The organism is Paenibacillus borealis (assembly GCF_000758665.1).
Lineage (GTDB): Bacteria > Bacillota > Bacilli > Paenibacillales > Paenibacillaceae > Paenibacillus_AQ > Paenibacillus_AQ borealis.
This window is the reverse complement of sequence record NZ_CP009285.1, coordinates 3774700-3798901: the sequence shown is the minus strand read 5'-3', so window position 1 is coordinate 3798901 and position 24202 is coordinate 3774700. Positions and strand designations below refer to the sequence as shown.

The 24202-nt window shown below is 49.1% G+C and carries 22 protein-coding genes and 1 riboswitch; of the genes, 8 read left to right on the top strand and 14 right to left on the bottom strand.

Translation table 11 applies throughout. From position 1 onward, the window contains the following. Window positions 1-183: 183 nt before the first annotated feature. The 4 genes from PBOR_RS15930 to PBOR_RS15915 all read left to right on the top strand — a co-directional run bounded on the left by PBOR_RS15930 (window position 184) and on the right by PBOR_RS15915 (window position 4751). Window positions 184-1158 (top strand): iron-hydroxamate ABC transporter substrate-binding protein, encoded by a 975-nt coding sequence (locus PBOR_RS15930; protein ID WP_042213220.1) that lies wholly within the window; start codon window positions 184-186, stop codon window positions 1156-1158. A 95-nt stretch (window positions 1159-1253) separates the two neighbouring features. Next, window positions 1254-2276: a FecCD family ABC transporter permease gene (locus tag PBOR_RS15925; RefSeq protein ID WP_042213218.1), complete on the top strand. Its 1023-nt coding sequence runs from the start codon at window positions 1254-1256 to the stop codon at window positions 2274-2276. Next, on the top strand, window positions 2273-3286 hold the full coding sequence (locus PBOR_RS15920) for a FecCD family ABC transporter permease (RefSeq protein WP_042136839.1): 1014 nt from the start codon (window positions 2273-2275) through the stop codon (window positions 3284-3286). Before PBOR_RS15925 ends, PBOR_RS15920 begins: the two co-directional genes overlap by 4 nt. Window positions 3287-3401: 115 nt before the next feature. Next, the gene (locus PBOR_RS15915; protein WP_042213215.1) at window positions 3402-4751 is read left to right on the top strand and encodes an FAD-binding oxidoreductase; all 1350 of its coding nucleotides are present in this window, start codon (window positions 3402-3404) and stop codon (window positions 4749-4751) included. Between the two features lie 89 nt (window positions 4752-4840). On the opposite strand, the gene PBOR_RS15910 is transcribed toward PBOR_RS15915, so the two are convergent. Next, a complete protein-coding gene (locus PBOR_RS15910; protein ID WP_042213213.1) occupies window positions 4841-5404 on the bottom strand; it encodes a TetR/AcrR family transcriptional regulator in 564 nt (187 codons plus the stop codon). 165 nt (window positions 5405-5569) lie between these two features. Between PBOR_RS15910 and PBOR_RS15905 the strand changes: the two genes are divergently transcribed. Then, window positions 5570-6526 (top strand): SDR family NAD(P)-dependent oxidoreductase, encoded by a 957-nt coding sequence (locus PBOR_RS15905; RefSeq protein ID WP_042213210.1) that lies wholly within the window; start codon window positions 5570-5572, stop codon window positions 6524-6526. 74 nt (window positions 6527-6600) lie between these two features. Here the strand turns inward: PBOR_RS15905 and PBOR_RS15900 are convergent, their stop codons facing one another. The 5 genes from PBOR_RS15900 to PBOR_RS15880 form a co-directional block, all read right to left on the bottom strand. Then, complete coding sequence (locus PBOR_RS15900; RefSeq protein ID WP_342671116.1) at window positions 6601-8190, bottom strand: ABC transporter substrate-binding protein; 1590 nt, start codon at window positions 8188-8190, stop codon at window positions 6601-6603. A 232-nt stretch (window positions 8191-8422) separates the two neighbouring features. Continuing rightward, on the bottom strand, window positions 8423-8722 hold the full coding sequence (locus PBOR_RS15895; protein ID WP_042136836.1) for a heme biosynthesis protein HemY: 300 nt from the start codon (window positions 8720-8722) through the stop codon (window positions 8423-8425). A gap of 173 nt (window positions 8723-8895) precedes the next feature. Then, a complete protein-coding gene (locus tag PBOR_RS15890; RefSeq protein ID WP_042213208.1) occupies window positions 8896-9855 on the bottom strand; it encodes an ABC transporter substrate-binding protein in 960 nt (319 codons plus the stop codon). A 147-nt stretch (window positions 9856-10002) separates the two neighbouring features. Beyond that, a complete protein-coding gene (locus PBOR_RS15885) occupies window positions 10003-11382 on the bottom strand; it encodes a DHA2 family efflux MFS transporter permease subunit (protein ID WP_042213205.1) in 1380 nt (459 codons plus the stop codon). 210 nt (window positions 11383-11592) lie between these two features. Then, complete coding sequence (locus PBOR_RS15880) at window positions 11593-12264, bottom strand: Crp/Fnr family transcriptional regulator (protein ID WP_245648204.1); 672 nt, start codon at window positions 12262-12264, stop codon at window positions 11593-11595. 147 nt (window positions 12265-12411) lie between these two features. Between PBOR_RS15880 and PBOR_RS15875 the strand changes: the two genes are divergently transcribed. Genes PBOR_RS15875 through PBOR_RS15865 form a run of 3 tightly spaced genes read left to right on the top strand, consistent with a single transcriptional unit; the run spans window position 12412 to window position 13880 of the window. Further along, on the top strand, window positions 12412-12747 hold the full coding sequence (locus PBOR_RS15875; protein ID WP_042213200.1) for a cupin domain-containing protein: 336 nt from the start codon (window positions 12412-12414) through the stop codon (window positions 12745-12747). 16 nt (window positions 12748-12763) lie between these two features. Further along, window positions 12764-13147 (top strand): cupin domain-containing protein, encoded by a 384-nt coding sequence (locus PBOR_RS15870; RefSeq protein WP_042213197.1) that lies wholly within the window; start codon window positions 12764-12766, stop codon window positions 13145-13147. Then, window positions 13125-13880 carry a class I SAM-dependent methyltransferase gene (locus PBOR_RS15865; RefSeq protein ID WP_042213194.1) on the top strand — a complete coding sequence of 252 codons (756 nt, stop codon included), beginning with the start codon at window positions 13125-13127 and terminating at the stop codon, window positions 13878-13880. Before PBOR_RS15870 ends, PBOR_RS15865 begins: the two co-directional genes overlap by 23 nt. A 130-nt stretch (window positions 13881-14010) precedes the next feature. On the opposite strand, the gene PBOR_RS15860 is transcribed toward PBOR_RS15865, so the two are convergent. The 8 genes from PBOR_RS15860 to PBOR_RS35485 form a co-directional block, all read right to left on the bottom strand. Then, window positions 14011-14331: a hypothetical protein gene (locus tag PBOR_RS15860; RefSeq protein ID WP_042213192.1), complete on the bottom strand. Its 321-nt coding sequence runs from the start codon at window positions 14329-14331 to the stop codon at window positions 14011-14013. 36 nt (window positions 14332-14367) lie between these two features. Then, a complete protein-coding gene (locus tag PBOR_RS15855) occupies window positions 14368-14901 on the bottom strand; it encodes a DUF3267 domain-containing protein (protein WP_042213190.1) in 534 nt (177 codons plus the stop codon). A gap of 19 nt (window positions 14902-14920) precedes the next feature. Further along, window positions 14921-15967 carry a tetratricopeptide repeat protein gene (locus tag PBOR_RS15850; protein ID WP_042213188.1) on the bottom strand — a complete coding sequence of 349 codons (1047 nt, stop codon included), beginning with the start codon at window positions 15965-15967 and terminating at the stop codon, window positions 14921-14923. A 237-nt stretch (window positions 15968-16204) separates the two neighbouring features. Next, window positions 16205-17662, bottom strand: coding sequence for a 6-phospho-beta-glucosidase (locus PBOR_RS15845; RefSeq protein WP_042213185.1), 1458 nt, complete (start codon window positions 17660-17662; stop codon window positions 16205-16207). 41 nt (window positions 17663-17703) lie between these two features. Next, window positions 17704-19602 (bottom strand): beta-glucoside-specific PTS transporter subunit IIABC, encoded by a 1899-nt coding sequence (locus tag PBOR_RS15840; protein WP_042213183.1) that lies wholly within the window; start codon window positions 19600-19602, stop codon window positions 17704-17706. Between the two features lie 107 nt (window positions 19603-19709). Next, entirely contained in the window at window positions 19710-20546 is an 837-nt protein-coding gene (gene licT / locus PBOR_RS15835) for a BglG family transcription antiterminator LicT (RefSeq protein WP_042213182.1), read from the bottom strand. A 327-nt stretch (window positions 20547-20873) separates the two neighbouring features. After that, entirely contained in the window at window positions 20874-21833 is a 960-nt protein-coding gene (locus tag PBOR_RS15830; protein WP_042219460.1) for an EamA family transporter, read from the bottom strand. Window positions 21834-21934: 101 nt separating this feature from the next. Next, a riboswitch (purine riboswitch) is annotated at window positions 21935-22044 on the bottom strand. 70 nt (window positions 22045-22114) lie between these two features. Next, window positions 22115-24100, bottom strand: coding sequence for a M56 family metallopeptidase (locus PBOR_RS35485; RefSeq protein ID WP_281192354.1), 1986 nt, complete (start codon window positions 24098-24100; stop codon window positions 22115-22117). Between the last annotated feature and the right edge of the window lie 102 nt (window positions 24101-24202).

Sequence of the window (24202 nt, the reverse complement as noted above, 5' to 3'; positions counted from 1 at the left end):
ATTCGGTTCCTTGGGCAGATGGGGATCACACTTTTTAACCTTATACGAACAAATGGCAGCATGGTTACGAAATCAAGTTAAGGATTGACAAACGGGCAATAAACAATTAAAGTTTTAACAGTCATACAATTGATAATGATTATCAATTTCATAAAATCATCATTGAAAGGGAGATTATCAGAAATGAAGAAATTGTTATTACCTCTACTCATCCTTACCCTCCTGCTTCTAAGCGCCTGCGGCAATAATGCAAGCAACAACAGTTCAAGCAGCAACACGGCGGCCGCCACATCTACACCGGCACCTGAAGCCAGCGCAACTGCAAGTGCTGACAACAGCAGCACAGATACCATTACTTATGAATCCGAGACCGGACCTATCGAAGTTCCCGCCAATCCACAGCGTGTTGTAGTTCTTGCCGGATATGCAGGCAATCTGCTCGCTCTGGATATCCCCCTCGCCGGAGTGGATTCCTACATCAAAGCAAATCCTAATTTCCAGGATCAATTGAAGGATGTCGCCGAAGTCTCTGAGGAGAATGTGGAGAGTATTCTGAATCTCAAACCGGATTTAATCATCGCTTCATCAGACACTAAAAACCTCGACAAAATGAAACAAATCGCACCGGTGGTTACCTATACATACAACAAAGTGGATTATCTGACCCAGATTCTGGAGATCGGCAAAGCGGTTAACCAGGAGCAGAAAGCCGCTGACTGGATTGCTGATTTCAAGGCACGCGCCCAGGCGGCCGGTGAAGAAATCAAAGCCAAAATCGGTGCCGACAGCACGATCTCGGTGATTGAAGGAGATTCCAAAAATCTGTACACCTTCGGCAGCGCCTGGGGACGCGGTACAGAAATCATCTATCAGGCCATGGGGCTGAAGATGCCGGATAAAGTGAAGGAAATGACAGCCAAAGACGGATACTTCAATTTGTCACTGGAAATCCTGCCGGATTATATGGGAGATTACGTTATCTACAGTAAAGACCCTGCCGGAGATGCTTCCTTCCAGGAGACTTCCACTTACAAGGATATCCCGGCCGTCAAAAGTAATCATGTCTACGAAATAGATGCTACATCCTTCTATTTCAACGATGCTCTGTCGCTTGACTATCAGCTTGATTTCATTACCAAATCATTGTTGGGGAATTAATTATTAATCAGGAGTCCAGCCAGGTTGAAACCGAAAAAAAGGAGCGCAAATCGCGTTCTTTTTTTTCGCAAATTGATAAGGAACGGATGGTCGAAATGGAGAAACAATCTCCGCAAAAGCCGATAAACTCTACTTTTGTGCTTAAGCTGCTCGTCAGCATGATTTTATTTGTGGCCGTATTTGCCCTGGCGGTCAGGCTCGGTGCCAAAAATGTTTCATTGACGGATATTTGGAGCGCCATCAGCAATCCGAAGGCTACGGGTGGTGATATCTCTATCATCCGTGAACTGCGGCTCCCCCGCGAAGTCGGCGGCATTCTGGTAGGTGCCGCCCTCGCTGTTGCCGGGGCGATCATGCAGGGTCTAACCCGAAATCCGCTTGCCGACCCGGGGCTGCTTGGTCTGACAGCAGGTGCCAATGCTGCCCTTGCGGTATCCTTCGCCTTCATCCCCTCCATCGGATACTACGGAATTATGATCGCCTGTTTCATCGGCGCAGCCTGTGGCGTGATGCTGGTGTTCGGCATCGCTGCACTCCGGAGGCAGAATATGTCCCCTCTGCGGATGGTGCTGGCCGGTTCTGCCGTATCGGCCCTGCTGACCGCTGTAGCCGAAGGAATCAGCCTTCAATTCAAGATCTCTAAAAACGTATCGATGTGGACATCCGGCGGACTGATCGGCACTACCTGGGGCCAGATTACAGCAATTGCCCCTATTATTATCATTTGCCTTATCGTCTCCATTCTGTTGTCCCGTCAGCTGACAATCCTTAGTCTGAATGAAGGAACAGCTGTGAGTCTTGGGCTCAAGACGACTCAGGTTAAGATTGCATTGTACATATTGATCACGCTGCTCGCAGGCGCTGCTGTTGCTCTTGTCGGCAACATCGCCTTCGTCGGCCTGATGATCCCCCATCTCGTGCGGGTGTTTGCCGGGACAGATTACCGCGCCATTCTGCCGCTGTCCGCCATTTCCGGCGCCACTTTTATGGTGTTCGCCGACACACTCGGACGGATGATTGACGTCCCGTTCGAAACGCCTGTCGCCGCGATCGTGGCTGTGCTGGGCCTGCCGTTCTTCCTGTTCATTGTCCGTAAAGGAGTGCGATCCTTCTCATGAAACCAGCCCGGCTGTATCGTAATCAACCGCTTGTCGTATCGCTGCTCATGCTTCTTATCCTGGCTACCATCGTTATCGGAATAGGGATTGGATCTTCCCCGGTGTCATACGGGAGACTGATTCCGACAATCCTCGGGCACGGTTCTTTCGAGGATAATTTTGTACTGTTCTCCATCCGACTCCCCCGGATACTGATTACGCTGCTCGCAGGTATGGCGCTTGCTTTATCCGGTGCTATTCTGCAGGGCATTACGCGCAATGAGCTGGCGGATCCGGGAATTATAGGCATTAATGCCGGGGCCGGGGTCGGGGTTACCGTCTTTTTCATTTTTGCATCCATTGACGCCGGGTCCTTCATATATATGATTCCGCTTGCGGCATTCGCCGGAGCCCTGGTAACCGCTGTACTCATCTATGCCTTCTCCTACACCCGCACCGATGGCGTTCAGCCGATCAGGCTGGTCATCACCGGAGTCGGGTTCTCCATGGCACTCTCCGGCGTGATGATCGTACTCATCTCTTCGGTGGACCGGACCAAGGTGGACTTCATCTCCAAATGGCTGGCCGGTAATGTGTGGGGTACAGACTGGCCTTTCGTTCTCGCCCTGCTGCCCTGGCTGATCATTCTGGTCCCTTATGTGCTGTACAAATCCAGAACACTGAATTTGCTTGCTTTGAACGAGCCTACTGCTATCGGGGCAGGTGTGGCGGTCTCCAGAGACCGGGTCCTCCTTATGCTGGCGGCGGTTGCGCTGGCGGCGTCGGCTGTTTCGATGACCGGCGGCATCGCCTTTGTCGGGCTGATGGCTCCGCATATTGCCAGAGCCCTGGTAGGAGCACGGCATCAGCAATTCGTGCCGGTATCCATATTAATCGGCGGCTGGCTGCTGCTGCTGGCGGATACGATTGGCCGTAACCTGACCCAGCCTGACGGTATCGCTGCCGGAATAATGGTTGCTTTTATCGGCGCTCCTTATTTCCTGTATCTTCTATTGAAGAAAGAAGGGTAGTACTGACGCAAACTCTCCGCGTAAGCCCACTCCATAGACTAACGCCCTACATACTATATTGGGACCTGACTGCATACATGCAGTTAAATTGTTAGCTCAAAAGGAGCTGGAATCATTGAAATCAGGAACAAAACTTACCGGGCGGGTGATCTATAAAGGTAATCCGGGCTATGAAACGGCACGCAAAAATTGGGATCCGCATACGGACAGATTCCCGAAGGTATTTGTCTTCGCACAGAAAACGCAGGATGTAGCCAATGCCATCCGCTGGGCCAACGAGAATAACATCCCTATCCGGCCAAGAAGCGGCCGGCACTCGCTGGAGGTCAATCTGTCCCAGGTCAACGGAGGCATTGTCATCGATGTAAGTGAACTGAGGAGCATCAAGCTCAATAAAAAATCGGGAACTGCAGTAGTGGGGACCGGAAATACGGTGGGAAGAATCGCCCATACGCTTGCGCGGCAGGGATACATGGCCCCTTTTGGGGATAGCCCAACTGTCGGAATCGGGGGCATTACACTAGGCGGGGGAATTGGGCCGCTTCAGCGGACCGTAGGTCTGGTCAGTGATAATCTGATTGAGCTTGAAATGGTGGATGCCAAAGGCAGAATTATTATCGCCAATAAGAACAGCAACGCCGATCTCCTCTGGGCTTCCCGCGGGGGTGGCGGAGGTAATTTTGGAGTCTGCACCCGTTATAAGTTCAAAGTGCGTCCCGCGCCGGCCACGGCGACCGTCTTTCGCATCACCTGGCCCTGGAACCAGTTCGAGAAGGTACTCAAAGCCTGGCAGCGCTGGGCTCCTTCCGTTAACACCAGACTGGGCAGCGAGCTATCCATTGGTCCCAAAAAGGGCGGTAATGTCAGCATGCTGGGCCTGTTCCTCGGATCAAAAGCGGAGGCGGTCCGCCTCTTAAAGCCCATTACGGACGTAGGGACGCCCACGAATCAATTGATCCGCTCATTACCTTATCCCAAAGTAGTGAGTTTCCTGCTGGCTCCCGATCCGGTGCAGACCCAAAGATTCAGCAACCAGTTCTCCAGCGGTTTCGGAAGAAAACCTTTCCCGGACAAAGCGTTTAAGTCTATGCGTGAGTTCCTTGAGAACGTGGAGGGCGAGTTCGCAGGGTTCTATTTCCTCAACTGGGGCGGGGCTGTAAGCCGTAAATCACCCAGATCTACCGCCTTCTACTGGCGTAAAGCGAAATTCTATGTAGAGTGGAACAGTTCATGGGTCAAGAAATCGGATGCTGCCAAAAATATTGCCGTGGTGCGGAATACACGCCGGAAGCTGCAGCCGTTCATCGTGGGAAGCTATATTAATGTTCCGGATCAGGGGATCAAACATTCCGGTCCGGTTTATTATGGAGCGAACTATCCCCGGTTACGGAGAGTCAAAGCCAAATATGACCCCGGAAATGTATTCAACAATCCGCAAAGCATTCCTCCGGCCCGCAAGGTATAAGAATAAGATTACGAATCAACACATAGGGCAGGCGCAGATCAGAGAGCATATGATCTACGCCTGCCCTCTTACAGTTGCCCAATATTTAACTATACAAAAATCAGATCCAGAAAAGAATCAATGAGATGAGCCGGACTGTCCAGTCCTTTTTCCGTTTCAGAATGCTCGGACATATTGAGTTCAACTAAACCATGGATGAAAGCATACATGATTGCGGTGGACTGATTAGGTGATTTCCGGATAGTCCCCGCCTTTTGAAGACAGCCCTCCACGTGTGCAAAAATAAAAAAAGCAGATTGTACAAGCTCCGGGTACATTTCCTTATCCCATTGCTTACGGAACATCAGTTGATAATGCTCGGGGTTGCTGATGCCAAAGTCGTAATAAGCCAGCAGAATCGTATATACAAGTTGCCGTGGCTCTGGACCCATTTCACTTAACCTGCTGATTGTACGATTCAGCATTTCAAAATTTCCGGCCACAATCGCTGCCAGCAAATCATCTTTATTCTTGAAATGTCTGTACATTGCTGTCCGGGATAAGTTTAGTTTAGCTCCCAGATCACGCATATTAATAGCCTCAACACCATGCTGATCAATCATTTCCCGTGTGACCTGAAGCAGTTTTTGTTTGGTATCGCCATTATTTTTCATAGTATCCTCTGGTGAATAAGAAATGTAATTTGTATTATAATTTTACCTCATCTTGTTGACAGCGTCAACATACTGGAGGTATACTCTATCCATGTTGACGGTGTCAACTAAAGGAATGGCGGAATTTTAATTTTAAATATTCTATTGAAGGAGAGTGTATTCACAATGAGTCTGCGTAAACAAACGGTTATTATTACAGGGGGAAACTCGGGACTAGGTTATGAATCCGCAAAGCAGATTGCCAAATTTGATAACAATTATGTGATCCTCGCCTGCCGCAATGCGGTGAAAGCCAAACAAGCTGTAGACTCCTTAATACAAGAAACAAACAATAACAACATCACTTCTATGGAACTGGACTTATCCTCCTTAGAATCAGTCAGAAGCTTCGCAGGAGAATTCTCAAAAATGGATTTCCCGCCCTTATACGCACTAGTGTGCAACGCCGGAGTACAGTTTATCGATGCTACGCATTATACCAAAGACGGGTTTGAAATGACCTTCGGCGTAAATCATCTTGGACATTTCCTCTTGGTTAATCTGTTGCTTGATCAAATCGTACCTGAAGGCCGAATCGTGGTTGTCAGCAGCGGAACGCATGATCCATTGAAAAAAACGGGAATGCCAGAACCGGCGTTCACCAATCCTCAAGCACTGGCTCACCCTGACACTGTGAGTTCAAAAGAAGGAATAGCCCTCATAGGAAGGCGCCGCTACACGACCTCTAAACTATGTAATCTATATTTCACCTACGAGCTGGCCGAAAGAATAAAGCAGCATACGGACAAAAAGATTACCGTTAATGCTTTTGATCCTGGAATGATGCCCGGCACCGGTCTGGCTCAGAGTTACACCCCTATATTAAAATTTGTCTGGAATTACATTATGCCGGTAATGACATTATTTGTTCCGAATGTAAATACCGTTCGTCAATCCGGAAGAGCTTTAGCCAATCTGGTAACCGATGGGAAGCTGAGTCAGACAACGGCGAAGTATTATGAGGGTAAGAAAGAAATTAAATCCTCAATATTTTCGTATAACAACGACAATTGGAAGAGTCTATGGAGTGCTAGTATAAAGATGACCAAATTGGAGCAAGCGGAAACCCTGCTGAAAATATGATAATTTGCTATTAAACTGAACATAAAGAGGCCCGCATGTATCCACGCGGGCCTCCTTCTTATGGTTCCAGCCTTTTACTGTCCGGAATTAGCCAGGAATTCATCAATCTGCCGCTGAACTTCTGCGATGATGGTATCAATTCCAGCTTCCTTCACCTGTGCCTGAAGCTTGGCCAGTCCGCCGTCCACATCCTTCACTGAACCGTATTCCAGCGGAATGCCATATTGCAGCATCACATTACCGACATTAGCTACCTCGGTCTTCACTTTGCTGTTATCGAAGACAAAGGTCTCCAGCGGATAGTGGTAAACCTCAGCTTCCCATTTGTCGGTCAGCGCATTGCCTTCGTCAGGGAAGGAGGCGTTGTCCCGGTTCAATGGAGAGTTAAAGCCCCAGTTGGAGAATCCGGTATAGTTAGCATTTTTCTCTGCATTCGTATATTTATCATCGCCAACCGGATTATAATGCACAGCCGTAATGCCGTTCATCATCAGATCATGCAGTTCCTTGTCATTCTGCAGCAGATCAATCACCATCAGTGAACGTTCAGGGTTCTTGGTCGTAGCGTGAATGGAGACCCCGTTCTGGGTGGAGACAGCCACAGACTTCTTCTTGTCCGGTGTAATATCAGCCAGAGCCAGCTCATACGGTGAATTTTTCTCGCGCATATCCGTCATTAAAGCCCCAAGTGTGCCAAGATTGTGTGTGATCGATGCTGTCTTGCCTGCACGGAACTCCTGCTGGTGATCCAGCTTGCTGTTGAGTGCGCTCTTCGACCAGGCGTTGTGATCCGCAAGATCTTTATAATAGTAGACAAGCTCTTTGAATTCCGGAGTTTCATATACATTGAATACCTTACCGGCCGGATCTGACAGCTTGAAGCCAATCGGCAGATCAAAGTCGAACATGTTCCATTCATTCTGCTGCTTCAGCAGGACCCGGTCCAGATTGTGCAGCTTCCAGTCCCCTGTCTCCGGTACGAACGGAGTGACACCCTGCTCCTTCTCGGAGACCGTCTTGAGATAAGTAGCATACGCCTCCGGGCTGTTGATCTCCGGCAGATTATATTTCTTGCGCAGGTCCTCCCGGTACAGAATCAGCTTCTCAATCGTTTCCCCGCGGTTCTGAGGCACCATATATAGCTTGCCGTTCACCTTCGCCTGACCCCAGCCCACCTCCGGCATCGCTTCCCAGGTCATCGGCGCGTACTTCTGCAGCAATTCGTCGGTCAGCTCAAGAAACCCGCCTTTGAGGGCCTGATCATTATAGCCTGCCCAGTTGGCAGAGTAGATGAGGTCAAAATTCTCATTCGCCGCCAGCTTGAGCGGATATTTCTGCGCCCAATCCGACCAGTCCAGGAACTCGGCTTCCAGCGTAGCGTTAACTTTCTCCTTCAGCTTCTTATTGATCTCTCCAAATACCAGGTCGTAATCGACTGGTTTAGGCCCTACAAAAATCATCTTAAGTGTTACGGGCTGGGATGTATCCACTGTGCCGGAATCTCCGGCTGGCTGGGTATTCGTCCCCGCAGCTTCTGTCGCGGCTGCCGAAGCCTGCGGCTCCGCCGTGCTTCCTCCGGTGTTGCCATTGTTATTGCCGCATGCAGCAAGCATAGATATCATCAGAATACCGGACAGCAGTGTTAATCCTTTTTTCTTATTCAAATGATTTTCCCCCCAGCGTATATGTGTAATCGCTTACAATTACAGTATAATAAAAAATCCAATCCCGTCTAATATAGGCAAGCAACGATTATACATACTTTTGCAACGACTTTCGCCATGGAAGGACAACAAATGCTGAATACAAAGAAACGGCATTATCATTAGCAGCCCTCAAGAACTGTTAAGACAATGCCGTCTCAAACCATATGGTGTTTATTTCAGATTGAGCAGCTTATTTCTCAAGAAATCCTGTTGAGGGATTCGTAATGAAGAAGCCTTCCTGCGGCACATAGAAATACTGAATCCAGACTCCGTCGAGCAGCGGTTGACGTGTATCCAGCACAATCTCGATACCTTTATCCGTGGCAACCACTTCATCATGCTCAGTCGGTGTATCAAGAGCAACATCATAGTGCCCGTGATTGCCGTGATCCTGAGTAATAATGACGCGGATCTTCTTGCCTTCCGCTTCAGGAGTGTTCAGCATATCCTTCAGAACCTTTGCAGCATTGCGGTTAACTTTAACTTTCATCCTCTAGCGACCTCTATTCTTTGTAGTTTACAATAAGAAATTCATTATAACATAATATAAGGTGCTATATATAATTCACCAATAAATAGTACCTGCATAGGCTGCAGCAAAAAGAGAGCCGGCCTGGGCTCTCTCCTGTTTCGTTCGTTTTCATTCGATAGGCTGAGTGAATCTTACTTCGCTGTGTACAGCTTAGTTTTCATCAGGGCTTCAAGGAAGGAGAACTTGCTGAACGCAGTTCCGCCTTGTGCCAGCGGATCTACCAGATTGACGAATACATTGCCGCTCTTCACAGCTTTCAGGCTCTTCCAGATGGCATTCTTCTGCAGCTCTTCCAGTGCCTTAGGATTGTCTTTGTTCTCGTCCGCCGAGAACTGTACAAAGATGTAATCCGGGTTGATTGCCGCAAAGGATTCCAGGGAAATATTCTGCTGGGCTTTGACCTGCTGCACTTCCTTCGGTACAGTTGCTCCTAGATCGGCATACAGGGAGCGGTTAAAAAATACGTCCTGCGGATAGAGGAACAGGCTGCCTGAGCGGATGCGCAGAGCAATGACCTTCTTGTCCTTGAGCTTCGGTGCAAGCTTCACTTTGGCTTCCTTCAGTTCCTTCTGATATTTCAGAATCGCAGTAGTCGCTTCCTTCTGTTTGCCTGTTAGTGCTGCGAGCAGCTTCAGGTTGTCCATCCAATCGGTGGCGATATGCGATACTGGAATCGTAGTCGCAATCTTCGCCAGCTTCTCATTGGTCTCCGCCGGGAACTTCGTGCTGCTGAGGATAATATCCGGTTTGAGCTTCAGGATCGCTTCCAGGTCTGGTTCTGCCTTTTCCCCGATCGCTGTTACGCCGCTTGTTATTTTGGAAAAGATTGAAGGGAACTCACCACCGACAGTCAGTGCTCCCTTAGGTTTGAAATTCAGCACCAGTGCGTCTTCCAGAGCCTCTACTGCACCGGTAATGACAATATTATTGGTTTTGACCGGAACGGTGTATACCTTGCCTTTATAGGTAATCTTTTGTGTTGCCTGTGCTGCTTCTGCAACGCCCACAGACGCGACATTTACACCTGCGACAGAAACGATACCCAATGCCATAACACCGGCAAGTACCAAACCTGTTATTCTCTTTATCATAGCCAGCTACCACTCTCCATCATTTATTAATAATGATAATCATTATCATCATTACTAATATAATAGTTTCATCTCCCCTTTTTGAACATGGATTATTGTCGTTAAAAACATGGACGATCTTCGCAAAGCAAAAAAAGTCTTTCCTATTTATGATGTATGAGTCAGACCTTTGATAGTAAAAGATAAACCTAATCCGGCTATGGCCACTACGGTCAAGCTCCAAAAAGCGGCATGAAATCCGTACATCATATTCACCGGGAATGAGGAAGAACTGAAATTCATCGTAATCGTCATTATGGCTATCAGCAGAACCCCACCCAAAGAGCTGGCTAACGAGCGGATTGAAATCGTCATTGGAGAGGCATGTGGAATCATCTTAGGAGGTACACTTGCCATCGCATAGGCGGTAACAGGCGTCATAATAAACCCGATTCCCACCATTAGAAATACATAGAGTACAGCGAGTATAAGTATGGATGAATCCTGGGATAACATAAGCGAGATTAGCAAAGCTACCCCGGCAATGAGGGTAAACCCGCCGCGAAGCACTATCTTCACTCCATAGCGGTCATATATTTTTCCGGAGATTACACTGGTACACCCCAGCAGCAGCGCACCCGGCAGCAGCATTAGACCTGACTCCCTTGGTGTCAGCCCCCGGACATTCTGCACATATAGCGGAATCAGCAGCTCACCACCCACCATTACAATGAACATCAGCACCCCAATGATTGAGGCGAGGCTAAAGTTCCTGTTACGAAACAGCTTAAAATCCAGCAATGGAACGGTAAGCTTCAGTTGACGCCTGATAAATAGAACTATGAACAATATCCCGCTTAGGATAGCAGCCCCTGTCCATACCCGCGAGCCATTTTGATCCCCTGCCAGATTAACACCGTATAACAGACCGGCAAATCCGGTTGTTGAAAATAAAATAGATATGTAGTCCAGCTTCTCCCGGTGCCTCCCCCCCACATTCTGCAAACTGAACGCAGCGAGCAGCAGGTTGGCTATCACTACAGGCAGCAATGCGTAGAAGAGAATCCGCCAGGAGTGTTCCTGAACGACTAAACCTGACAGGGTCGGACCCAGCGCCGGAGCCAGCCCCATTACCAGTCCGATTAACCCCATAGCCGAGCCTATCTTCCCCTTCGGGAACACCCTGAGAATCGTTGTCTGGAACAGAGGCATCAGCAGTCCTGCCCCTAAGCCCTGGATAATACGCCCGTTCAGAATAAGGATAAAATTCGGCGATATTCCCGCGATAAGGGTGCCTGCCGCAAAGGCAGTTGCTGAAGTGAAGAATAAACCTCTTGTCGTGAATCTTCCGATTAAAAATCCGGCAACAGGCACCGTTATGCCTGCGGTCAGATAGTATACAGTAATCAGCCACTGGGCCCTGCCTTCATTAATCCCCAAATCCAGCATCATTCTGGGCAATGCCGTATTCAGCATCGTCTGCATCAGCTGCCCGAGGAAATTCGCGATGACCAGCGAAGATACGATTAATCCGGGTCTGCTTTTCATTCCGTCTCCACCTGTCTCTCTTGTTATAAAATACATTAAAGATACACTAAGTCCTTAATAAAAGCGGATTACGCCCTCTCCTTTAACTTCGGACAGATTATTCCGCTAATTGGACGGGCAGTAAACACCCCCCAATCAAAGACTTAATGTATCTACAATATATTCAAAAGTACAGATTGTCAATCTGTACTTACAGGAGTCAGCATTCTTTTACCACTGCAGCTCATAATCTATCTCCAGCAATTCAAACTGGTTCCGTGTAAACCGGATCAGTCCATCCTGTGCCATCCGCTGCAGTTCCCTGGATAAGGCACTACGGTCCACAGTCAGGTAATCCGCCAGATCATTCCGGCTGAATGGAATCTCAAAGACGGGCGAATTATTTTTTTGGGCCTGCAGGCTCAAGTAGTGGATAATCCGTTCCCGCAGTGATTTGTGTGAAACCAGGTCAAGCTTCTGAACCATCGACCGGTTATTCTCCAGCAGCAAGGTCAGCATATTCTCAATAATCCGGCTTCTCAAATGGCAGGTCGCCTGGCCCGGACGTACAATTTTGTTAATCTTGATGAACAGCACGCGGCACGCCGAGCCTGCAACCGCTTCGTAGCCGCTGGGCTCCTGCTCCAGACGAAGTGCGGTCTCCCCGATAATCTCCCCGCTCTCAAGCTCCGAGAATATGAACCGCATGCCCGAACGATTCTCCTTGCACAGCAATACATTTCCCTGCAGAATAATACCCGCCGAATCCAGATATTCCTCCTGCTTGAAGATGACATCCTTCTTGGCGAAATCCTTAATTGTACCCTGAAGACAACCCAGTGCCTGCTGCACCTCGCTGATCATAAATCCTTTAAATAAGACCGTGCTTTGGATTTTGTTCATATATTGCTGCACATTTATCCGCCTCCTGTTGCCATGGCAACAGAGTCATTGTACAAACTCTGCTACAATTCAATAAATGAGAACGATTCTCACCTTATCTCATTATACCAAATGTTAAGAATCATTCAATATATACAGGAGGACGGCATGAGCGGAATGACTGCAGGCACAGTATTTTATTTCAATGACATGATTAGCATCCGGCCCTATCAGATATCGAGCAGAACACTGAATATCACAGAAGGTTCGGGACAAGCCGGGGCACCTGAATGGGTACTGTATGGCATGGATAAGGATGAGACCATCAGCTCGGAGACCTCGCCCAGATCCAAGCTCATTCACGTACTGGAGGGAGAGCTCCACATGCTCATAGCAGAGCAGCCCTGTCCATTAACCGCCGGGGCAGCGGTAATCGTCCAAGCCGGTACCTGGCATGAATTCGCTGCGCAGAGCAGCTGCAAATTTCTGCAAATCAGCATATAACCTGGAGGTAGATCGTATGAAGCAAGAACATTATATTAAAAGATTGCCGCAAGCCGAAGTCATGGATTTACGGAAGATCATTACGGTGGAAGAGCAGCAGGTATCGAGCCTGACCCTGGTACAGCGCTCCAGTCTCGCCATGACACTGATCTCCCTGGATAAGGGCTCGTCGATTGGCGGCCACTCCTCCCCGGGCGATGCCATGGTAAATATTCTGTCGGGCGAAGCTCAGATCACCATTGCGGATAAACCATACACTGTGCTGGCCGGGGAAACGATCATTTTACCTGCTAATATTCCGCATGCGCTATATGCTACAGAAGCCTTCCAAATGCTGCTGATTGTGGTCAAACCGGAGAAGAAGGAGCTGAGACACGTTGAAAAAGGAAGTCGGGCATAATTTCCTGGCCAAACTGGGCAAAAAGCGGCTGCGTCCCGGCGGTGTCGCTGCTACGAACTGGTTGATCCGGCATGCGAAGCTGAGCAAAGACAGCCGGATGCTGGAAGTGGCCTGCAACATGTGTACCACCTCTATCCAGCTTGCGCGTGAGTATAAGTGTCAGATTACCGGGATTGATATGGACCCCAGAGCACTTGAGAAGGCTGAGAAGAATATTAGAGATGCCAATCTGGAGGGGTACATCCAGGTCAGACAGGCCAATGCGATGAAGCTGCCTTTTGAGGATAACAGCTTCGACGTCGTGATTAACGAAGCGATGCTGACCATGCTGAATCAGGCGGCGAAGCAGAAGGCTGTAGCTGAATATTTCCGTGTGCTGAAGCCCGGCGGTGTTCTGCTTACGCATGACATCACTTTTGCGAAGGACAATATGGCCGGGGAGCTGGCGGAGCTGCGCCGGACGATTCATATTAATGTAGAGCCGCTGCCTGTGGCAGAGTGGGAAGGACTATTCAACTCCACCGGATTCAAGAGAGTCGAACACGCTACAGGAACCATGTCGCTGATGAGTGTTAAAGGCATGATCCGTGATGAAGGTATCCAGGGGACGCTGCGCATTTTCAAGAATGCACTCAAAAAAGAAAACCGCGCCCAATTCAAGAAGATGTATACCTTCTTCAATACCACTGGCAAGGATCTGAATTATATCGCCGTGTGCAGCAGCAAGGACTGATGAAAATATTTCCTCTGCCGCCCGGTCAGAAAAGCTCATACAAATCAAAAAAGGAGCTGTCCCTAAAGCCATGAACTGGCTGCTTGGGATAGCTCCTGCTTTGGGGACAGCCTTTTTGGCAACGTCTACGTTAAGCGCTCTGCTCTGAGATAGAGGCCATTACTTCGGCCGTTACATCTTTTCCGCCCCTGAGGTTCGTGATCAATGCACCAATGGTATAAATCGGCCCCCAGGGAATTCCCCACCAGCCTACCACCGCACTAAGCAGTGTGAACTTGAGCCCCTTAGAAACGGCATTCTCGTCAGCTCGGATAAAATAGATATTGGAGCTTCGTCTGAACGTCATCAGGATAACCGAGAAGCAATAGGTGTAAATTACGAATTTTCCGCCTTGCTGTATTTGACTCTCAATACTCCCGCTGTCCATTCCCTCGATGCCTTTTATGATCATTGTAATTCTCCTTTAATGGTTAGAGTTGGTTGTCCGTTAAGCTAGTAAATTGACGAGTAGATAAGGAATGCCTGTGGCTACAGCGACGCCATAGATGAAGTCCAGCCACACAACCGAACCAATGGAACAAAGGTAGATGAGCCCGACAATAGGGGACACTATTATTTTCATCAGCCAGGAGGTCTCCTTGTCCTTGATACTGCTCCAGATATTCTTGGCATCACCGGTGCTCGGGAAGGAATGCATCGCAATGGATACGCCCAGCCAGATCAATATATAATCAATTAACGTTGCGTTTCCGAACTGAATCACCGGAATAGCTGAAGGCAACGCAATCAAAGCGCCAATGACCGTATTAATGAAGAATGGGCCGAGCCCGATCCATATCTGATGAGACTGAGAACCGGGCTGTTCATGCACCACATATCCGGAAGGATTACCAACCCGGAAATAGCAGACATCGAGGACTGAGGTCCGGAACAATCTGCAGAAAAGCTGATGGGCAAATTCATGAACAATTACACCCGGAAACGTAACGATAGATAGAATAAATCCCGGAATAAAAAACATTGATTCACCTCACTTCATATTAGTCCCGCCAGGCCGTTGTCGCGTTGAAGACCGAAGTTAACTGATCCAGTTCCTGTTGACTATAGTCGTCACGGTTCTGCAGCAAGGCCACCAGATGGTCACGCTCATCCAAATGCTGAGTATAGTGATTGGCAAGCGCCAAATTGGCGATATTCGCACCATTATCCGGATTCAGCTCATATGCTTTCTGTGCGTCACTCAAGCCTTGCTCATCCTTATGCTGCTTCAGTTCAATTCTGCTTAAGGCAAAATAAGCATGGTCGCTCTCCGTGTTTCCGCTAAGCACAGATTGAACTTCTACGGCCGCTTTGTCGTATTGCTTGGTTTCCCTATAAGCTGCAGCTAACAGCAGAGTCGCAATATCAAAATCAGGTTCTGACTCCCGCAGCTTCAGCATTATGGATTCTACTTCAGTAAACTGCTTGGCATCAAAGAGACTGTCTGCCAGATAATATTGCCCAGAGACATTCTCGGGATGCCCGGTTATGTATTGTTTCAGCTTCTTGATCCGAGGCTCAAGCTCCTCTTCAGCCAGTATGTCCTCCAGCTCTTCTTCCGCATAATAACGGCGGTCCATTTCAGTAATCACTGTATTGATCTGATTGGCCATCTCCTCGTCTTCTGCCTCTTCGCCGCTAATTCTGCCAAATACCTGATTGGCTTCGTTTATCCGGTCTGAATGGTAATAGGCCAGAAACAGACGGGCAAGGATCTTGGTTGAATCGGGAAAACGCTCTGATGCTTGTTCAAATTCGCGGGCGGCTGTAAGGTTCTTATGATCTGCATATGCCTGTACACCCCGCTTGTAATGTATACCTGCTGTCAGTGTGGATGGAAAGTGAGCCATAGCATATACCAGCAAAATAACAATTACCACTGTGATACCCTTGATCCAGACAGGAACCGGCCGCCTGGAGAGCTGCGTCCGGCACTCATGGCATAACGCTAACGTAAATCCTGCTTCAATCTCCCTTCCCCCGCAGCTCTGACACCGGGTCTCTTCAATCTCAGAGTGCATTTGTTCATCGGAAGATATATTTCCCATTCAAGCCTTCAACCCCTTCTTCGGCAAATAAATATAATACCTGCATTATTGCCCCCTCATTCTTGTCTTTGAACATCCTATATTGAACCAGCTAAGGGTATTATTTGGATATATGTTTTATCACTTCATATACGCAAGCTTCCGATTTATTTCCCCGTTACCACAGCAAATAGCAGCCAAACAGTGCTTCTGCACTGTTTGGCTGCTATGCTTATGAACTCATTGCCGACAGCCTGATTAATCCAGCTGTGTTCCGTTGCTGGCGATCACATTCTTGTACCAGTAGAAGCTGTCTTTGCGGGATCTGTCCAGTGTGCCGTTCCCTTCATTGTCCTTGTCGACGTAGATGAATCCGTAGCGCTTCTTCATTTCGCCTGTTCCTGCACTGACCAGATCAATGCAGCCCCAGGGAGTGTAGCCGATCAATTCTACCCCGTCCTCCAGCGCTTCACCCATTGTCTTGACATGTTCCCGCAAATAATCGATCCGGTAACCGTCTTGGATTGAACCGTCCGTTTCAACGGTATCTACAGCGCCAAGTCCATTCTCCACTACCATCATAGGAATGCCATAACGGTTGTAAATATGATTCAGGGACCATCTGAGCCCTTGCGGGTCAATCTGCCAATCCCAGGCGCTCGCCTGCAGATATGGATTCTTAAGCCCCATCGACAGATTGCCGCCGATAGCCTCCTGATCCGGAGCTGCGCTCACACAGGTGGATGAATAATAGCTGAAGGTGTAGAAATCTACACAGCCGTCCCGCAGCGTCTGCCCGTCCTCCGCCTCCTGCTGAAGCTCAATATTCTTCTCTTTGAAATATCTTGTGGCGAAGCCCGGATATGCGCCTCTGACCTGAACATCCGAGCAGAGGAAATTGCTCAGATTATCCTTTCGCTGCGCCAGCAGAACATCTTCCGGATTACACGTCAGCGGGTAAGAACACATATAGGCAATCATGCATCCGATCTGGAAATTCTCATTGATTGTATGCCCCAGCTTCACGGCTTTGGCGCTTGCGAGGAACTGGTGATGCAGCGCCTGATAACGCAATTGCTCATTGTCACCGGCTGCCGAAGTGCCAAGCTCTGCATTGCCTTGCGGCATGATCGCTCCTGCCATGAAAGTCCCGAACGGCATCGTCAGAATATTGATTTCGTTGAAGGTCAGCCAGTATTTCACACTGTCCTTGTATCTATTGAAGATCACTTCACAGTAACGGACGTAGAAGTCAATCGTTCTGCGGTCCGCCCACCCGTTGTAGGCTTCAGCCAGGTGGAAAGGGGCTTCATAATGGGAGATCGTCACCAGCGGTTCGATCTGATGCTTTTTGAGTTCGGCAAAGACCTGATCGTAGAATTGAAGGCCCTCCTCATTCGGCTGCGCATCATCCCCATTCGGAAAAATCCGTGACCAGGCGATGGATAAACGGAAGACTTTGAAGCCCATTTCGGCAAACAGAGCGATATCCTCCTTATAGCGGTGATAGAAATCCACTGCCTCATGACTAGGATAGTTAGAACCGGCTTCCAGTACCGGGGTGATTCTTCTGGATATTGTATGCGTTCCGGCAGTAATCACATCGGCAGTGCTTAATCCCTTGCCTCCAGCATCGAATCCGCCTTCCAGCTGATTGGCAGCGGTTGCCCCGCCCCACAGGAAATCCTCCGGAAAACTTGTGTACATTGTGCTCATTATAGTTCCTCCTCGTTTGGGGTTTCTTTGAACAGAACAGATCAGATCATTACCGTCAGCAGATTCTCCCTGTAATCAATGCTCTTCAGGTCCGTCTCAATCACATCGAGATACTCGGCGGAATTTGAAATAATGACCGGTGTGGTCAGGGTATAGCCTGCCTCTCTAATCGCCGCTACATCAAACTCCATCAGCAGCTGGCCTTTTTTGACCAGATCTCCTTGCTTGGCCTTTGGGGTGAAGTATTTGCCCTTTAATTTGACGGTATCCTTGCCCACATGAATCAGAATATCTACCCCGTTATCACTGGTGATCCCTATGGCATGCCCGGATGCGAACAATGTGGTTAACACCCCGTCTACTGGTGAATATACCTTGCCTTCCAGCGGCTCAATCGCGATGCCCTTACCCATGGCTCCTGTAGAGAAGGCTTCGTCTGTCAGCTCGGACAGCGCTCTGACCTGGCCCTTCAGCGGACTTCCCACAGTCTCCTGCTTCACCAGCGTATTACGCGGGGTGCCTGTGCTCTTGCTCTCTGCAGTCTCTTCATCCTTAAATCCGGAGAAGAATACAAGAATGAAGCCTAATATAAAGCTGATTACAATCGCCGCGATTGCACCGTAGAATCCTTTATCCATACCCTCCGGACTGATATAGCTTGGGATGCCGAAGATGCCCAGACCGCCGAGAATATAGCCTTTGGTGCCCATCAGACCGACAATACCGCCTCCGACTGCCGCAGCGACACAGCTTAAGACAAATGGCTTCTTGCGCGGCAGCGTAATCCCGTATATAGCAGGTTCAGTGACACCGAAGATTCCTGAGATGATTGCCGGAATAGACAATGACTTTAGCTTCACGTTCTTCGTCCGCAGCAGAATGGCCAGCACGGCACCGGTCTGGGCAAAGGAAGCCCCGAAGGAAGCTGCCAGAATCGGATCGGATTTCAGCACAGCCATGTTGTTGAGCGCAATCGGCACCAGACCCCAGTGCAGGCCGAAGATGACGAATACCTGCCAGAACGCGCCAACCAGCAAGCCTTCAATAACCGGGCTGAGATTGTAGAGGAACAGGGTTCCCTCTCCCAGCAGTTGTCCCGCCCAGGTGGAGATAGGACCGATGGCGATCAGGGCCAGCGGAACGGTGACGAGCAGGGTGAAGAACGGGACCAGGAATGTGCGTACCACACTCGGAATCACCTTTTTGAAAAAGCCTTCCAGCTTAGATCCGATATAAGTAGAGATGATGATCGGAATGACGCTGGACGTATAAGACATCAGGATGACCGGAATCCCCAGGAAGGTAATATAGACCGGAGATTCAAAGATCGTTCCGCTAAACAGCGTATAGAGCGGCTCGCCGGTTGCCATGGTGCTGCTAAACGTCGGATACACCAATGTAGCACCAATAGCCATTCCGATAAAGATGTTGGCGCCAAACTTCTTGGCCGACGTATACCCGAGGAATATCGGGAAGAAATAGAACAGGCAATCCCCGAGCGCATTCAGAATCTGGTAGGTACCTGAAGTATTTGTAATCAGACCCAGCGTCACAAATAGGGCAGTGAAGCCCTTAATCATTCCTGTTGCGCACAGCACTCCAAGCGTTGGAGAGAATACCCCGGAGATCATATCGATAAACCTGTTGAACAGGCTTGTTTTACCGGCCGTGGCTGCCTCTGACCCGTCTTCCTGGAATCCGCCCGCAGCCATAACCCGGGCATAGACCTCAGATACATGATTGCCGATGACGACCTGATACTGGCCACCGCTCTGAATGACCGTAACAACTCCATCCATATTTTTCAGCACATCTGTATTGGCCAGTGTTTCGTTCTTAAGTTTGAAGCGCAGACGGGTTATACAATGGGTTAATCCGTTTACATTTTCTTTGCCGCCGACGTTCCTGATAATTTCTGTTGCGAGTGCATCATATTTCACCTTAAACCCTCCCATATCTCGATTAATAAAATAAAAAACGAAACCATCCGGCAACAATGTTCTGCCGATTTGGTTTCGCCTGCATGACCAGTAACAATCCAAAGGTTTTATTCAGTTTGTCTTTGCGTTACCCGCTGAATGTGAATCGTTAAGTACAGCCTTTCCTCATCCAGAAGCCGGGTATCCAGGTACTGCTCAATTTTGAGTACACAGCTATGCGCCTTTTTGTATTTGGTCCGTACCTGCTTGAGCAGAAAATCATCAACTGACTCTACCGCTTCCTTGTTACGTGACCGCTGAAAAAAATACCGCAGATGCGTAATGAACCGTTCATAGCTGACCGAACTCTCATCAATCTCGTTGTTATAGGAATACTTAACAATATTGAGAATGTCATCGATCTGTTGCGTCTGCCTGGTGACATCAGCAATCTTATGACCGGAGCTGTTCATTTGCGCATTAATCAGGTGCAGGGCAATATTGCCGGCCTCATCGTCCGGCAGTGAGACCCGGGTATAATGCTCAATAATCCGCAAGGCATGCAGTCCGATACCATATTCCTTGGGATAACAGCGCTGTATCTCCCAGATGAGCGGATTGGTATTGCGGATCCCCTGATCCCAGAGATCTAGTGCATGGGTCAAATGATCCGTCAATGTAACGTAGATATAATCACTTAGACGAGCTTTCAGGGAATGCTTAGCATATTCGATAATGTCGTAGCATAAGGCAACATATTCGGCGGGAGCATCTGCCATGAGCGCCTTGAATTTCTCCGACGCATCGTTCTGCTTCAATACAAACGTCTTCTCAATCAGGGATACATCCACCGGATCACCTGCGTTCTTCTTGTAACCGATCCCGCGTCCCATGACCACCAATTCATCTTTGCCTGAATCCTTGGCAATAATGGCATTGTTATTGAATATCTTTTCGATAATCAATCCTCTGCCCTCCTTTATCCCGAATTTCATCCATCAATACAGGATGTAGACGAGTCTGGGATTTACTGCGGCGTCCCGCAGGCCTTAACACAAAGAAAGGCAAAACCCAAAACACGTGACCATGTTTTGGGTTTTGCCTTTTCAGTAACAATCCCAAATTCAGAATAGCACTCTAATTCATTTTTGGCAAGAAAAATGTTTGCGCTTTCAATTGACCGTATTCTGCGCGGATGATCGGAACATTCTGCGTATGCAAATAAGCAGAGGATTGATTTCCGGGTAATACGGAAATCAATCCTCTGCTTCATGTTACTGTTGAGTAAGAACTTAAACGGATGATGAAGTGACCGTCCGGGAATTTCTCCACCGCAGCTTATACAGCTCCGGCAGTACGACTCCGACCAGCACCAGAACCACTCCGGTCCACTGCAGGCCGCTAACATGCTCATGCAGGACGAACGAGGACAGCAGTACAGCAACCGGCAGTTCAGCGGCGCCAAGAATACCAGCCATGCCTCCGCCGATATGCGGAACCCCGATTGCGAACAGGACTGGCGGGATAAAGGCGCCGAACAATCCAAGCAGGAAGCCGAACAACAGCAGCTGGCTCCACAGCAAACCGTTAAACAGGAAGTATGGCGGGAACAGGATGAACAGCAGCAGCAGGCCGCCGGTAACCATCCAGGCACTACGGTAGGCCGGATGCGCTGCCGGAACGGCTTTGCCGCTGAAGATAATGAACATGGAATAGCTTACTGCGGATAACAGCCCAAGCATAAGCCCGAGTGCGTTAAAATCGGCAGCTCCCTGATTCAGAATTCCGGCCGCCAGCAGCGTTCCCCCGAACAGCAGGATCAAGGTCAACACGGTGATCTTATCCGGACGCTGGCGTTTGCTTACGGCCTGGATCAGCACGCTGATCCAGGTGAACTGGAACAGAAGAATAATGGCGAGCGAAGCCGGAATATACCGGAGGGACTGGTAGTAGAGCAAGCCGGTAACCACTGTTGGTGCGCCGGCGAGCATTAGCAGCAGTCTGTGCTTCCAGGCGAGCTTCAATGCTGGCGCCTGTTTGACAGCTGCCGCAGTATTAGTACGGCTGCGCTGTTTGCGGCTTTCCCTAACCTTGGTATATAAGGCCAGCAGCCAGGCAAGAATACAGCCGGTCAGCAGCTGCGTACCAACGACTTCGCCCAGCTTATAGCCTTCTCCGTATGCTAATACAACGATTGTGGATAAAATGCCGTAGCTCATAGCGCCTATGAGCACGGAGATTAAGTATTTCATATCTTTCATATCAATTATGCCTCCTGAATCTTCTGCTTTTCTGTATTTTCTGTATCGGCCGCAACACGCAAATAATCCTAACTCCGGGATAGGGACCAGTGTAACAAAGTCCTTATCATCGTAGTTAGGAAGAGTAGGCTTCCTGTAGAAACCCTCGCCCTGATGTACCTGATGGCTGCGAGGTTATACGAGAACAATATGTAATTATCGGGTTGACGACTGTTCATATGTTACACGTCAAGTGAGCTGGCGTCAACCCTAAATTCTTAAAATTTGTGGAGTTACGGAACATAAACCTCGGTGACCGACTTAACTTCATCGTTGCTGACGGTAATCATACATGGAGGAGCAAAGTCGGTAAACTGCTCATAATACGCGATAAACTCCGCTTTGCTGACGCTTTGGAGCGAGCCCGGATTCTCACGGTCTATCAGCTTATACTCCGTCTCCTCCGTAACTGTGTAGGGATCGTTAATCTTATATTTGTTGAGGATATAGAATCCTCCCGGCAGATCCTCCTCCGTGATACCCAGGGCGGCAAACCGGCCAGAGTCTTCAAGGGTAAGCCACTCTACCTGATCGAGATTCAATGTGCCGCTGTCCATGGTAAGACCTGTAACATAACCGAGGAAGCTGCTCACAGGTGTAATTGCAAAATCTGCGGCAGTTGCCCCATAATCTACGACAATACTGTCTCTGGACACCGGCTGGTTCAATTCAGTTCTGATATATTGAACCGCCACCTGAAGCGGATCAAGTCCTGTCGTATCCGTCCCCGCATCAGCTCCTGCCTGCAGGCCGGCATAAAAGGCTGACAATGTCTCTCCAGTCTGAGGCGTATTGTAATATTCATTACCGTGCGTATCGTTCCAGCGTTCAACCGCCCAAATGCCCTGCTCTTCCTGCTTCACCGGCTGAGATAATAACAGCTGGCTGGTCTCACCAGTGGTCAAAACAAATTTGACCAGAATATGATTGCCGCTGAACGTCTCATGCGGAAGCTGGCCTTTCCCTTCAAAGAACTTACGGAGAGCTATTTCCTGACCGGCTGGCCGGGACATGTCGTTCTCACCGCTCCTGATCTCTCCCAGATATTCAGGCACAGAATCCTGATAGGAGAATACAAGCACCGGCTTGCCCATGCTCCCGTCTTCGGTAAGCATACCGTCGTCAGTGGTTATGTTTCCCAGCAGCGTTAATTTGTCTGCGTCATCCGGCTTCAGCCTGTATTCCAATGCCCAAAGCTGCACAGGCTTATCCAGCAGGTGATCGAATTGACCGATTTTCTCAAATGTAGTGATGGTACTTTCCTCAAAGGTTAGATCCGGCACCGCTCTTTGATAGGAGACAATATTCGCCTCAATGTATTGTTCTGCGTAATCCCTTTCAGTGGTTTCTGCCTGCTGTCTGGGGTTGCCAAGCAGTCCCGCGCTGATCGCGGCAATTCCGGCAATACAGAGTAGGACTACCCAGAATGCAGGTTTCCGGTAATGTAAAATATTGCGGATCCGCCCTTTGGTTCCGTGCTCTCCAAAAGCTAGCGGGGAACCGTAGGTAAAACGTCTCCCGGTCGACAGAGCTAACAAAGAGAGGGAATAGTCCTGCTTAATTCCGTTGCCCAGCTGACGGATTACACTCTCATAACAGGACTTTTCCATATCCTCGCTCATTAGAAAGAAGGCCAGCCAGACTAACGGATTGAACCAGTGGATACAGAGTACAACATAGGCCAGCGGCTTGATGATATGATCAAATCTGCGGATATGCACCTGCTCATGCTTGATAATATAAGCCCGCTCCTGATCCTGCAGACCGGGGGGAAGATAAATCCGCGGTCTCAGCATACCCGAGACAAACGGGGTTGAGATCCGCCTGGTTTCATAGATGTTCCAGGATAAGAGCTGTGCGTTCTCCAGCCTGCGCCTCAGGCGGATTGTGGCAGTCAGGCGGTGGACAAGCATAATGCCAATCCCGGTAAGCCAAATATACAGCGCAGTCTGGGCCCATGGATCACCGGGAGCAGGGCTGTCTGCAGGTTGAGCTATAGCAGTCACTGACTGTGATACAGCATTCACTGGCTGCAGGCTTGCAGCACCTTGGCTCCCCTCCGGTACCTGTATGACTTGAGCGGACCGGGAATCCGGCAGGATTGCCACTGCAGCAGCTTGTGAAGCCGTCAATTTCACTGAAACCTGTTGCGCCTCCGCCGGAATAAGACTAATGGCACTCTCGAAGGAGAACGGGCAGACCAGCCGGAACAAGACTATTGACCACAGTGCTTAGGAATAAATCTTGGGAACCTTGCGGAGCAGCAGCCGCATCAACATTATAATTACCACACAATAACTGCCCGTGATGCTCATGTTAAT